The organism is Pontibacter saemangeumensis (assembly GCF_039541895.1).
GTDB lineage: Bacteria > Bacteroidota > Bacteroidia > Cytophagales > Hymenobacteraceae > Pontibacter > Pontibacter saemangeumensis.
In genome coordinates this window covers 1-13,974 of record NZ_BAABHC010000014.1, presented here as the reverse complement: position 1 = coordinate 13,974, position 13,974 = coordinate 1, and the positions used below count along the sequence as shown (strand labels likewise).

8 protein-coding genes are annotated in these 13,974 nt (G+C 47.7%); 7 read left to right on the top strand and 1 reads right to left on the bottom strand.

Annotated features, from left to right (window positions below; genetic code table 11):
* Positions 1–284: 284 nt before the first annotated feature.
* The 3 genes from ABD920_RS10720 to ABD920_RS10710 all read left to right on the top strand — a co-directional run bounded on the left by ABD920_RS10720 (position 285) and on the right by ABD920_RS10710 (position 5,545).
* Positions 285–1,658 carry an HTTM domain-containing protein gene (locus ABD920_RS10720; RefSeq protein WP_345158896.1) on the top strand — a complete coding sequence of 458 codons (1,374 nt, stop codon included), beginning with the start codon at positions 285–287 and terminating at the stop codon, positions 1,656–1,658.
* 6 nt (positions 1,659–1,664) lie between these two features.
* A complete protein-coding gene (locus ABD920_RS10715; protein WP_345158894.1) occupies positions 1,665–4,091 on the top strand; it encodes a TonB-dependent receptor domain-containing protein in 2,427 nt (808 codons plus the stop codon).
* Positions 4,092–4,420: 329 nt separating this feature from the next.
* Entirely contained in the window at positions 4,421–5,545 is a 1,125-nt protein-coding gene (locus tag ABD920_RS10710) for a sugar phosphate isomerase/epimerase family protein (protein WP_345158893.1), read from the top strand.
* 167 nt (positions 5,546–5,712) lie between these two features.
* Here ABD920_RS10710 and ABD920_RS10705 read toward each other — a convergent pair whose 3' ends face one another.
* Positions 5,713–5,892 (bottom strand): hypothetical protein, encoded by a 180-nt coding sequence (locus ABD920_RS10705; RefSeq protein WP_345158891.1) that lies wholly within the window; start codon positions 5,890–5,892, stop codon positions 5,713–5,715.
* A 153-nt stretch (positions 5,893–6,045) separates the two neighbouring features.
* On the opposite strand from ABD920_RS10705, the gene ABD920_RS10700 reads away from it, so the two are divergent.
* The 4 genes from ABD920_RS10700 to ABD920_RS10685 all read left to right on the top strand — a co-directional run bounded on the left by ABD920_RS10700 (position 6,046) and on the right by ABD920_RS10685 (position 13,640).
* Positions 6,046–6,378, top strand: coding sequence for a hypothetical protein (locus tag ABD920_RS10700; protein ID WP_345158890.1), 333 nt, complete (start codon positions 6,046–6,048; stop codon positions 6,376–6,378).
* Between the two features lie 458 nt (positions 6,379–6,836).
* On the top strand, positions 6,837–9,002 hold the full coding sequence (locus tag ABD920_RS10695; protein ID WP_345158889.1) for a glycoside hydrolase family 20 zincin-like fold domain-containing protein: 2,166 nt from the start codon (positions 6,837–6,839) through the stop codon (positions 9,000–9,002).
* A 344-nt stretch (positions 9,003–9,346) separates the two neighbouring features.
* Positions 9,347–9,661, top strand: coding sequence for a hypothetical protein (locus ABD920_RS10690; RefSeq protein WP_345158888.1), 315 nt, complete (start codon positions 9,347–9,349; stop codon positions 9,659–9,661).
* Between the two features lie 439 nt (positions 9,662–10,100).
* Positions 10,101–13,640, top strand: coding sequence for an SIR2 family protein (locus tag ABD920_RS10685; RefSeq protein WP_345158887.1), 3,540 nt, complete (start codon positions 10,101–10,103; stop codon positions 13,638–13,640).
* Positions 13,641–13,974: the final 334 nt, after the last annotated feature.

Genomic DNA, 13,974 nt, shown 5'->3' with positions numbered 1-13,974 from the left:
TGTGCAAGCCATTGGCAGACAGTTCAGAGCGAGATAGTTTCCAATTTTTACTCGAGGCGCCTTGTAGATGATGCGGTGCCGCGAATGCGGCAGCCGGAGCAGAGCGGAGGCAGCTTCAACTACACAGCGCCGAGGGGGAAAACGAGGCCGCTCGGCCTGAGAGCACCAATGGCAGCTATAGAAATTATGAGTAGTGAAGCCGGAGGGATGGGCTGTAGAGAGCAGTGAAGGCAGAATGATTTCCGAGTTCACGTTGATTTATTAAACAATATCCTATTTAGTATATGCCTGAGAGGCTGAAGCAATACCTGACCGCACCTGTTTCTGCCGCCCCGCTGGCCGTGTTCCGCGTTATTTTCGGCGGGATGATGCTGGCGAGCGTGCTGCGCTTTATGGCGAAAGGGTGGGTGACGGACCTGTACGTGCAGCCCAAAGTGTACTTCCCTTACTACGGCTTTGAGTGGGTGCGGCCGCTGGGCGAGACCGGTATGTACGCGCTGTTCGTGGGGATGGCGCTGGCGGCGCTGGGCATCCTGCTGGGGCTGTTTTACCGCTGGTCGGCGGGGCTGTTCTTCCTCAGCTTTACCTACGTCGAGCTCATCGACAAAACCAATTACCTGAACCACTACTATTTTGTGAGCGTGGTGGCGCTGCTGCTGGTGCTGGTGCCGGCGCACCGGCATTTCTCACTGGATGTGCTGCGCAGGCCGCAGATTTGGGTGAGTCACGTGCCGCGCTGGGCGGTGCTTATCTTTCAGCTGCAGCTGGGGCTCGTCTACTTTTATGCCGGGCTGGCTAAACTAAACCCCGACTGGCTGCTGGAGGCTATGCCGCTGCGCTACTGGCTGCCGGCGCACACGCACCTTCCGCTCATCGGTCCGCTTCTGGATAAAGTGTGGGTGGCATTTGTGTTCTGCTGGTTCGGGGCTTTCTACGACCTCACCATTCCTTTTTTCCTGAGCTGGCGCAGGAGCCGGGGGCTGGCCTATTTAACCGTGGTGGTGTTCCACGTGCTGACGGCGGTGCTTTTCCAGATCGGCATGTTCCCCTATATCATGATCGCGAGTACGCTGATCTTCTTCTCAGCAGGGTTTCATGAGCGGGTGCTGCAGGGGCTGCGGGGTTTGGCGAACGTGCATGTGCCGGCCTATCCTGCTATGGCGAAAGTGTCTGCCCAACCGCTGCTGTTAAGCCTGCTGGGGATATACTTTATGTTGCAGGTGTTGGTGCCTTTCCGCTTCGCGCTGTACCCCGACAAGCTTTTCTGGACCGAGCAGGGTTACCGCTTCTCGTGGCGCGTGATGCTGATGGAGAAGACCGGCACGGCTTTTTTCTATGTGCGGGACCCGAAGACAGGCCACGAAGTGGAGATCAACAACCGCGAGTACCTGACCGTCAACCAGGAGAAGCAGGTGGCTACCCAGCCCGACATGATCCTGCAGTACGCCCATATGCTGCAGCAGGATTTTGCCGCCCGTGGCATACCCGATGCGCGGGTGCGCGCCGAGGTATATGTGAGCCTGAACGGGCGCGGCAGCCGCCTTTTCATCAACCCGACTCTTAACTTAGCGGCCGAAAATGAAAGCTTCCTGCCGAAGCCCTGGATTTTACCTTTTGAAGAAATGGCTCCGCTGCAAGAGGCGGTGGGGCAGAAATAAAATACAATGCGCGCAACGCTAACTATCGCTCTGTTGCTTTGCAGCTGTCTGGCTGCGCTGGCACAATCGTACACCATCACTGGCAAAATTACCAGTGCCGCCACACAGCAGCCCGTGCCGCAGGCCGAGGTGCTGCTGAGCAATACCGGCGCTTTGTTCAAAGCTGATGCCAAAGGAAATTACACCATCAACAACCTCGCCCCTGGCACCTACACCCTGACTGGCTACAGCGTGGGCTGGGGCTCGGCTACGCAGCAGGTCACCCTCAGCAACAGCAATCTTGTGCTTGATTTCTCCTTGAAACCGCTGGAGGGACAACTGCGGGAGGTAAACGTGAAGGGGGAGCAGGAGAAAACCTTCGGTATTACCCGGCTGAACTCAGTGGAAGGCGCCGCCATATATGAAGCCAAAAAAAGCGAAGTGGTGGTGCTGAGCGACATTACGGCGAACCTGGCTACCAACAACAGCCGCCAGGTATTTGCCAAGGTAGCCGGCCTGAATATATGGGAAAGCGATGGCGCCGGCCTGCAGCTGGGCATCGGGGGCCGTGGCCTCAGCCCGAATCGCACCTCCAATTTCAACACCCGGCAGAACGGCTACGACATCAGCGCCGATGCCCTGGGTTATCCAGAAAGTTACTACACCCCGCCTACCGAGGCATTAGACCGCATTGAGGTAGTGCGCGGCGCGGCCTCGCTGCAGTACGGCACGCAGTTCGGAGGCATGATCAACTTCGTGATGAAAGAGGGGCCGGAGGACAAGCCGTTTGAGCTGACGACGCGCCAGACGGCAGGTTCATGGGGACTGTTCAACTCCTTTAACAGCGTGGGCGGCACCAAAGGCAAGTTCCATTATTACGGCTTCTACCAATACAAGCGCGGCGACGGCTGGCGCGACAACGCCGGCTTCGATGCCCACACGGCTTTTGGCTCGGTGCATTACAAGCCACACGACAAGCTGGAGATCGGGTTTAACTATACTTACATGGATTACCTGGCGCAGCAGCCGGGCGGGCTGACGGATGCGGACTTTGCGCAGGACGCGCGGCAATCCATCCGCGACCGCAACTGGTTTAAGGTAAACTGGAACCTGCTGGCCCTGACGCTGGATTACCGCGTGAGCGAGCGCACCAAGCTGAACATCCGCAACTTCGGCTTGCTGGCGCAGCGCGATGCCCTGGGCTATATGGGCAAGATCAGCCGCCCCGACGACCTCACGCTGCCACGCACGCTGCTGCAGGACCAGTTCAACAACTTCGGCAACGAAACCCGCCTCATCTACCGCTACGACCTGGGCAGCTCCTTTTCTACGTTGCTGGTGGGTGCCCGCTATTACCGCGGCTTTACCGACCAGAAACAGGGCGATGGCTCCACGGCCGCAGACGCTGACTTCCGGTTCTTTTCTGAAACGGGTGCCCCTAACGCCTCCAGTTACGATTACCTGAGCCGAAACGTGGCCTTTTTTGCCGAGAACATCTTCAACCTCACCCCAAAGCTGAGTCTAACGCCGGGCGTGCGCTATGAGTGGATCAACACCAACGCCGACGGCAGTTACCGCGATGTGGTGGCCGACCAGGCGGGTAATGTCCTCCGGGATGAGGTGATTCCGGAAGACCGCAGCAACTCCCGCAACGTGCTGCTGCTGGGCCTGGGGCTGAGCTACAAGCCGAGCGAGCAGATGGAGGTATATGCCAACTTCTCGCAGAACTACCGCGCCATCAACTTCAACGACATGCGCGTGCTCAACCCGAACCTGGTGCCGGACCAGAACCTGAAGGACGAGTCCGGTTACAGCACCGACCTGGGCTTCCGGGGCAACATCAGCGGTGTCCTGAACTACGATGCCAGCCTGTTTTACCTCGCCTATGAGGACCGTATCAACTTCAAGAACATCGCCGGCACCACCAACCGCATCCGCACCAACGTGGGCGACTCGCGGAACATGGGCCTGGAGACGTTTGTGGAGGCGGACTTCCTCAAACTTATATATGGCCAGGAGCACCCCACCAGCCTCTCGGCTTTCTCAAATGTGACGTTCGTGAACACCCGGTACAGCAGCCCCGACAAAGCCATCGATGGCAACGAGGTGGAGCTGGCGCCAGCGTTGATCGCCAAAACCGGGCTTTCCTTTAAGCGCAATAGCTTCAGGCTGGCGTACCAGTATGCCTATACTTCCAGCCAGTACACTGATGCGGAGAACACTGGCGCAGCGCCTGGCCAGTACGATGTGACGGCAGTAGTTGGCAAAATTCCTGCTTACTGGGTGATGGACCTCTCCGGGAGCTACACCTACAAGCGCTTCACGCTGGAGTCCGGCATCAACAACCTCACCGACAACCACTACTTCACGCGCCGCGCCACCGGCTATCCCGGTCCCGGCATCATCCCCTCGGACGCCCGCAACTACTATGTAACGCTGCAGTTTAAGCTGTAAATTAGTTGCTGATTGATTATTGCTGGTTGTCAGTTGTTGCTGCAGTTATAAAAAGGCCCGGCTTTTCGTTTCTGTCATCCTGAAAGGACCTTGGTGGAAAGGAGATTTAGCCTTTGGCTCTGGTTCCGGGAGCCTTTAGAAATGACATGCCGGTGTAGTTATATACTGTCTATATACCTTTTTTTGATAGGCTCCTGCCATGTGAAGCCCCTATTCGATACCCTATATGATTTGGAGGAAGGGGAAGAATCCGCTAATTTGGATGAATAGGCAGGCTGTCCCTATAGGGACAGCCTGCCAAGGACTGTATATATAAACAACACAAACGCATGAACAACCAGATATGGATCATGACCTCAGCCTTTGACCGGCTGAGCCTGGATGAGGTGATAGAGAAAGCCAAAGAGGTGGGCGTGCAGGGCCTGGACCTGTGCGTGTTCCGACGCGACGGCACCCGCAACGACTTCGTGGCGACACACCTCGACTACGAGAACTTTGGACCGGACGACGCCAAAGCCCTGCTCGACAAGTTCAACAAAAACCAGCTGCAGCTTTCGCTGGGGGCGTTTGATAACCTGATTGGCGGCGATGAGGCGCAGCGCGTGAAAAACCAGAACCACCTGCTGCGCCTCATCCGGATGGCGCACCTGCTCGGCGGCGACACCAACGATGTGAAGGTGGGCACTTTTGTCGGCTACAACCATGAGCTGGGTAACCAGGAAAACGGCTTCCAGAAGAACCTGGAGGCGTATGCCGAGGTGTTCAGGCCCATCATCAAATATGCAGAAGACCTCGGCGTGACCGTGCTCTACGAAAACTGCCCGATGGAAGGCTGGCGCGCCGCCGGCTACACCAGCACCTTCAATAACCTGACCGGCGTGCTGGCCGCCCGCAAACTGATGTACGAGCTCATCCCGAGCAAAGCTCACGGCGAGATATACGACCCTTCGCATGATGTGTGGCAGCACGTGGACCCAAGCGAGGTGATCCGGCACACGGATAGGACGCGCCTGCACCGCATCCACGTAAAGGCCACGCGCCGGGGCAACAACGTGCACTGGGGCAACATGTACCCGATGCAGCAGGTGGAGGCCGGCCTGGCAAAGCGCGCAGGCGTGCCTGTCCCGAAGAACGAGTGGGACCGGCACAACTACGAGGCGATGCTGCCCGGCTTCGGCGGCTCCGACAGCATGGACTGGCGCGCCTTCGTGGACACGCTGCAGGAGCGGGGCTTTACGGGTCCGTTTGAGATTGAGAATGAGGCAGCCTTGTCGAAAGGCACCGGCAATATGGGCGCCATCATGCAGGGATACAAAGCCACCACCTTAAACCTGGCCCCCATGCTCTGGGAGCTTACCGATGCCGGCTACCAGTACAACACAGACGGTTTCCGGGAGCTGAAGCAGGCAGTAACACAGGATGTTCCGGTCATAACGATGGAAAAACTAAGGTAGAAGGGCGAGGTTTTGTTGGGCCAGGGAATTGTTGACGTCCAGAGGGAGACGGCGCGGCTTTCTGCTACCCCTATATGGTTGAAGGATAACTGAAAAACCTGTCTTGCAAAGCGTTTATAACTTATGTGTTATATATATTTTTATTTAGATATAATTGATTTGGATTATCAGATCCAATAGTTACCTTTAGATATTAAGTTTGTTTTCATAGCTTGGAAAGGCACCCTGTTCTGCAGGGTGCTTTTTTGTTCTATGCCTTCTTCAGATTGTGCTGTTATGGAGGCGGGCACCGTCTCTGTACGTGCCCGGGAAATAAAAAATATCCTGCCTGCTAAATATTTTTTCATGGGTTGTAACAGTAGGTATATAGACAGATATAATAAAAACACGCTGCATTTATAACTTAATTATGATATATAATATTTATAAAATATAATGCAGGATTTATGGTGTGAGCCAGATAGGATGTCATTATCTTTATGCATTAACTTAAAAACAAAATGGCACAGCTCAACGCTCATGTTTTGTCCCTGATCACCAACAACACTTTACATTTCAATGAAGCCAATAACAGCAAGGGGTCGATAAGCATCGACAGCTTTGAGTCGAGTTTCGAGCTTTTGGCCGCCATTGAACTGCCTAATATCGAGCAGTACACCTATTTCTACAGAAAGTACACGGCGCCAAATTTGGTCATGAACATTAAAATAGCCCATAACAGGCTGAGCGCTTTACTACGGACATATGACTTCTTTAAGTACAGGCTGGAGTCCATTTTGAGCCCTACCTTGTTTCTCCTCGTTCTGGTGCTGCTGACGGCCACCGCGGCTTGATCTGAAAATGAGGGAAGTGAAACGGTTCCGGCTTTTCAGGCGGCGGCACCGCCGTGGAGGAACAGTTTAACAACTGCTGTGCGAGCCTCCTGGCAGAACAACGGTTTTTCATTTTGGGGAGGAAACGAACGACAGCGCCTTTGGCCGGCACCCGCACGGGAAATCACAGAACGCCTACGCGCCAGACGCAAGTGAGGCGGTAGGGAAGACGATAGAGGTTGGCTAATTCGTTATGGGAAGTTGCCATCAGGCTTCGCATCTGGCAAATAAATCCAGAGGAGAAGTGGTGCGCAGGCGCAGTTAATTGTACTTGATAAGTCGGCTTTATTGATCTGTTTGCGCTTGTTCCCTGAAGGCAGGGGGCAGCGTTAGCGTTTACAGCCGCTCTTGACAGTGGCCGCTGCACCGCTTTTCTAAGATGCAACAGCTGCCGGTTTGCATCCTCAACTTTATTTTGCATGGAAAAGATACTTTCTTGCCTTGTCATATGCCTTGTTAGCCTAAGCCAGCTAGGGTATTCCCAACGCGTGGCCATACAGTACACCGGCGACCTTCCGCAGCTGGTATATGCTGCCGGGGCATTAGAGAAATCGCTTAGAGAGCAGGGCTACTCCGTAAAAGACGACGAGCCGGAATACACCCTGCACCTGGCGGTGGATGCCGGGACGCTTGGAAGCGAGGCCTATTCCATTTCACCGGCCGGCAAACGCATCACGGTTACCGGCGGAGACGGGAGAGGCGTTATATATGGCAGCCTTGCGCTTGCCGAGGAGGTGCGCAACGGCGTTCCGCTTAAAAAGATCAGAGCCAGCAGCGAAAGCCCCAATTACCCTTTCCGCGCGATAAAATTTGACCTGCCATGGGACACGTACCGGCACAGTTATTCCCTTGATCAGCACCTGGAGACCTGCCGCGACACCACCTACTGGCGTGATTTCCTGGATATGATGGTTGCCAACCGCTTCAACGCGCTCACGCTCTGGAACCTGCACCCCTACACGTTTATGATCAGGGCGAAGAATTACCCGGAGGCAACGCCGTTCAGCGACGAGGAACTGAAGGCGTGGCAGGACCTGCACCGGGCCATCTTTAGGATGGCGAAGGAACGCGGCATCGACACCTACCTGATTCCTTTCAATATATTCGTCAGCCCCGAGTTTGCCAAAGCACACAACGTGGCGATGGACAACCTGGAGCACCAGCACTTTGTGGACGGTGATACCGCTGACATCATCAAAAAATATACCCGCGAGAGCGTAACGCAGGTGTTGCAGGAGTATCCGGACCTGACCGGCTTCGGACTTACCCTGGGGGAGGCCATGGGCGGCATGACCCCGCAGCAACGCGAAGACTGGATGAAGGCAACCATCATCGAAGGCATGCGGCAGGCAAACCGGAAGTCGAAGCTCGTGCACCGCATTCCGTTTTCCAGCACCACGGGCTCCCTGGGCATCACCAGCATCGAGACAGAAAAGCTCACGCGCAAATCCATAGAGGAGGAAGGGGCGATGCCGTTCATAGAAGGCCCGGTGTGGGCCGACCTGAAATATAACTGGTCGCATGCGCACTCCACGCCGCAGCTGGTAAAAGTGCACGGGGGCAAACTGTACGACACCTATTTCAAACCGGAACCCGAGCTTTACAAAATTACCTGGACCGCCCGTAACGAGGATTTCTTCTGCCTTCGCTGGGGAGTGCCTGATTTCATACGCGCCCACATCGCCCATAACAACCAGTCTTATGTCGGGGGCTATTTTATTGGGTCCGAGACCTATATACCGGCCAAGGATTACTTTACGAAGCTGGAAGACCCTGTTGACTGGAAGTATGCCTTTGAACGGCAGTGGCTGTTCTATAAACTGTGGGGCAGGCTGCTCTACAATCCCGCAACGCCCGACGCGCTTTTCAGGCAGGAGTTTGTGAGGCGCTACGGCCCGAAAGCAAGCCCGCTGCTGGAGGCCTACGCCCTCGCCAGTTCCACGCCGTTGCGCCTGGCCTCGTCCTACGATTTTACCTGGGATTTCACGCTCTACAGCGAAGGTTTCCTGGCCCGGGACAGTAAAACGGAGCGGGTGGAATATATTTCGGTTGACAAGCAGATAAACCAGCCGCCAACCGACCCGGACTATGTGTCCGTGCTGGATTACGTGACGGCAAAGGCAGCAGGCAGGACCTTTGAGGCGGGCAAGGTAACGCCGCCTGTGCTGGCGGAGATGCTGGACCAGGACTGCCGGAAAGCGCTGCGGCTGGTGAAAGGCATCAAAACTGCCGGTAACAATTCGCTGCGCTACGAGGTGGCCGATGTGGTGGTGTGGGCGAACCTGGGGCTTTACTTTTCTGAAAAGCTGAAAGGGGCGGTGGCGCTTCAGACTTACCGGATGCAAGGCGGGGAGGAGAACAAGCAAAAGGCGGTGAAGCACCTGAAAAAGTCGCTGCAGCACTGGGACGAAGTGGTGGCCATCACAAAACCGCTCTACAAGGACATGCCGCTGGTGCATTACAGCGAGCAGAGCGATAACAAGGCGCAAAACGACCAGTTGCGCTTCCACTGGGAAAAGCTGCGTGCTGAAGTTGCCAAGGATGTCGAGATTGCCGAAGCCGCAACGGTTGTCTCCCTAAAATGAGCGGGCAGTGCGCAAGTATGAGAATGCTCGCGCTTTTCAAACTTGGAAAATTATAACTAAAACCTTCCTACATAAGCAGGCAAGACTTGCCGATCCACACCGTGCTGGATGAAGCGTGGCAACTGCCTGCGTGTGCAGGCGGTTAGCTGTTGATGGCTCCTCTTGCCCGCTTTTATTGATCTCATATATAGAAGGCCCGCTCAGAGGATCGGGCCTTTTTCTTTCTACTCTCCCTGTTATTAATTTCTCAGAAAGCGGCTTCCTTTTTTGTGAAAAAAAATATTATAGCACAAGTTCTATATTTAGATTGTAAGTTATATATTCAGGAGATCAAAGAACGAAAAATGGACAGAATAGAAGCAAGCGGCAAATTAGCCGAGCGTCACCGTCTGACAGAGGGGCAGCGGGTACAGTTAGAAACAGATATCGCGGGTTTGATAAGCCGTGGCAAGACCTCCTGGGCTGAAATGGGAAAACCCAATGCGCTGGTGGAACTGACAGGCAGCCAGAGGCTGAAGGGCAGGTATTTTAATTTCCTGGCATGGTACGACCCGATGACGAACTGCCTGGACATCAACGAGTTTTCAGAGCTGTCCCTGAACGAGTACCTGGACTTTTTGATTGAGTCAAAAACTGAAACCGAGTGGGTGGATATATAGCGTAAGCGCAACTCACCGAAGAGGGACCTTTCAATCCTCGTTACGATGGATGAGGTACCACAAAGCCACCTGCTAGCAGGTGGCTTTGTGGTAAAAGGTAATGGGTATATTGTATTAAGTTTTGAATTGTAATAGCCACTACATAACCTGACACTGTTACTATACTTGATAGAAGCAGGCTTACAGGTTCATTTTTCTTTCGCAACCCCTCCATGTTTGAGTGAGAGGGGATTATGAAAGAAAAATGTTAGGTTAGGATTGTCAGTTATGATAATGTTAGATGGTACAGAGTGTCAGCTTACATCCTAACTATTTCAAATTAAAATATTTCTTTTTCATCAAAATAAGGTTTCAACCCCCTTTGATTCGTTCTGCTCAATTTGAGCAGCTTTCTATTTTAGTATATTTATATCTTCACATATAAACGAATATTTTCATAATGAACTACATAATACCTAAGGAACTGCGTGAGGCAATTTCTAATAACAAACTTATTGTGTTTGCTGGCTCTGGTCTTTCAAAGAAGTTTAATCTACCTGATTGGGAAGGTATGGTGATTGATGTTATAAACAATATCGAGGATGATAGCCTAAAGCCATTCGTGTCCCTCCTTAAATCAAAGAAAATGCAGCCTATTGATGTATTAGAAGGGTTACAGGATAATAAAAAAGATATTCATCTTTATATCAAAAATAACTTTACTATCAATGAAGATAATAATTTAGCCACGCACAAAAAAATTGTAAAGCTAACTTCAAAGATAGTTACGACTAACTATGACAACGCTTTTGAGAAAGCAGATAATAAACTTTCTACTGTTTATTACTTTTCTCCATTCAACATAAATAATATTAAAAGTGATGAGAGGTTTTTGTTCAAATTACATGGTTGTAGTGCATCTGATGCGTCTAAATGTGTAATTTTTAAAAAAGATTATGAAGATTTATATTCTAATGAAAATGCAGCTATTCTCAAGCTAAAGGATTTATTCATTAATAACACAATATTATTCATTGGATTTGGCTTCAAGGACCCATACGTGAATACGGTGTTTAGCAATCTTGATAGAATATTTGAGGGGTACAATAAGCATTTTGTTCTAACTCCTAATCCTGATGAGTTTAAGGAGTTTAGTTACATAAAGGCAATAAAATTAGAGAGTCATATTGACATTGAAAGTATTTTAGACCAACTATTAGATATTAAGAATCAAAATATAGAACCCTTCCCCTCTACAACAGCGCTTGACCCAGTAACAAACAGCTTAGGCAAGCCTAAACCTAAAATAGCTTGCTTGTATCCTGAGCCAGTTGATACCTTCCTTGGCCAGGACCTCTCCAAAGCAGCTAATAGCTTAAACAATTTGGATGCAGAGATTTATAAAGGCTATTTGAATTTACGTAGTCTTCAATTGATTGATGATTATGAATATCTATTCATCTTCACTAAACATTATAAAAACAAAATATACATAGAAGGGGAAAATCTTGAAAGTGCTCTAATAACTATAGAGGAGTTAAACAAGAACATTCTTAATGATAAAACTATTAGGGTTTTGGTTACAGATGAAGAAATTGAAGTGACAACACAATCTCCCTTTGTTCATATTACTAACCTTAAGAGTGCCATTATAACTAAATTCCTTTTCAAGGCTTTAAGAAACAGCGATTTGAATTTCATAGAAAAAGAAATCAGAGTTCAAAACATAGATAAAACACCCCAGAAGGTTGAAAAGGGTAAATCAAGAATAATATCCTTATATGGAGACAGGCCTCCTCTCAGTTTTAGCCAAAAAGCTTCACATACTATCGTAGGTAGAGTTGAAGAACAAAGTATGATTGCTAACAGAGTCATTAAAATTATAGACTCAAACAAGCTGTTAAACATCAAAGGCTCTGGGGGATTAGGGAAAACTACTTTAATAAAGAAAGTTAGTTATGACCTTTATCAAAGAGGATACTTTGATAGGGGTGTTAGTTTTATTTCTTGTGAGAATGTAAAAAGCTATAATGACTTTGAAGATGAGCTTATAAGAGGTTTTAAGCTTCAAAGCATCTTAAATTTCAAAGAGTATTTGATTGAAAATCAATCAAAACTTGATTTACTGATTATACTCGACAATTTTGAAACAGTATCTAATTTAACAGATAAAGAGGACTTTAATCAAGTTCTTAAACTTATAGAATTTGCTACTGACTATGCAAGTATTGTTATAACTTCGAGAGAAAGCTTATTAGTTGATTTTGAAGATGTCTTCACTCTAGGTACTCTTATCACTGATGATGCTCAAAAGTTATTCCTACAGAATTACCAAGGAAATGTTAAAGATGAGGAAATAAAAACCCTTAGAAGCGATATTCTTGAGAACCTACTGAACAATAATCCACTTGCTATAAAACTTGTAACAAAAACTGTAGCTCAGTATAGAACTGTTGTTGAACTGAGGGACCAATTAAACAAGCACTTTTTTGAATCTACTAGTGAAGAATTTAATTCAATTTATAGAAAAGATGCAGACTTAAATATTGAGAGAACTAAATCTATTTACCAATCAATTAACTACTCATATTCAAAATTAACTTCTAAACAAAAGTTAGCGTTTGAAATACTTCACCTTTTTCCTGACGGTATTAGTTTACCTAGCCTCAAATTTTGGTTTAACAAGCAAAAGCAATCAGCAAACAACATTAGTGACACTGAATTAAGACACCTTCAGGATAAATCTTTGATAGAAAATTACGAAGGACAGCTGCAGTTGCAGCCTATTATTAGAAGGTTTGCTGAGTTCCAGTTTTCCAAAAGAAATAAGGATACAAAGCAGAAATATTACAACGACGCCTATAGTTGGAATGGCAATGTATTGAAGTACCTTGAAATAACAAAAAAGAAAAAGTCACTATCTGTGGCACTACACTTACATGAGTCTGTTAAAAACAACCTTATGCTTGTTTTAGATTACATGGACCAAGTGGAAATATCAGAGAAATCACCAGTACATAAAAAAAGCTATTTCCTTAACTACATTAACACAGTCAAGGATTTTGTAGTGAGTGAAAAACAAGTATCTGGCTTCCAAGAAAAGCTCAAATCTTTAGTCGCTTTTTTTTCAGATATGCCTAATGCTAAGATTTTTCTAGAAGTGCTACACTCATACATGACTTATTATAACAAGAACTTTAATAATGCTTATGAAACCCTCAGCTCTTTTTTACCTCCTCAAGAAATAGAAGAACGAAAATTTCAAAGTGAAGAGTATATAGAAAACTTATATAAAGGAGAAATCTCTCACATCCACAGCATGGAGGGTTTTACCATCAATTATGTTAATTCCTTTATCAGAAATGATGACTTTTCTAATTATTTGTCTCAACATTTCTTTTACCTAGGAATATTCGACTTTATTGGAAAGCCTATGAAAGGCTTCTATGAATTCGAGAAAGATTTCAATAAAAACTCTTTGAATATTGATGAATTAAAGAAATATATAAACTCATTATTTGTAGAAGAGCACCTTGAAGAAATGCAATGCACTTATATCTTGTCTAAAGCTATAAAGCTTAAGCAGGAAAAGATTAAGAAGCTTGTAATTACGAATCCTTACACTAAAGGACTAAAGGAATTGATGTTTGCCTTCAATGAGACAGACCTTTCAAAAAGGAAGAAGCATTTTGAGAATGCCCTAAAATCCCTATATCATATCAAATATTACTACATCGAAGCTCTTTACTTTTATAGTGAATTTTTAAATGTTATAGATGACCCTTCGTTTCATAAAATTTACAACGAAGGGTTAGAATTAAGTTCAAAATACTATTACCAGTATCTAGAGTTTAAATTTAGAAGCCTTATTAATTCTGATAGTTCTAAGTATAATTGTAGCTCTGAATATTATCCTGTCAAAGGGATAGTAGAATATCTACATAAACATAACGAAGAATGGAAAAGAATCTATAGCCAAAAAGAGTATTTAAATGTATAGCTTGCATATAAGTCAAAGAAATCTGAAAATAGATATTTCACTAGAAATCGCGTTATTTCGAACTTAATAAGTGGTCACAGAATATGTAATGTTTTGTTTTATAGTAATTAAACTAACCTTGAAAAATCTAATAAATTTTATAATTTAGCCCAGTAATCTAACTGATAATGAAATTAGTGAATTAATCATTGACCTAGTTCAGAGTTTAGTTTCAAATAGACCTAGCCACTCCTTCATATAATAAAAATTCTGAGAGGCTGTTTTGATTTCATTTAGATAATTTCTTAAGCATGATATGTATCATGGTAATCTGAATCATGGTCTCAGCTGATTT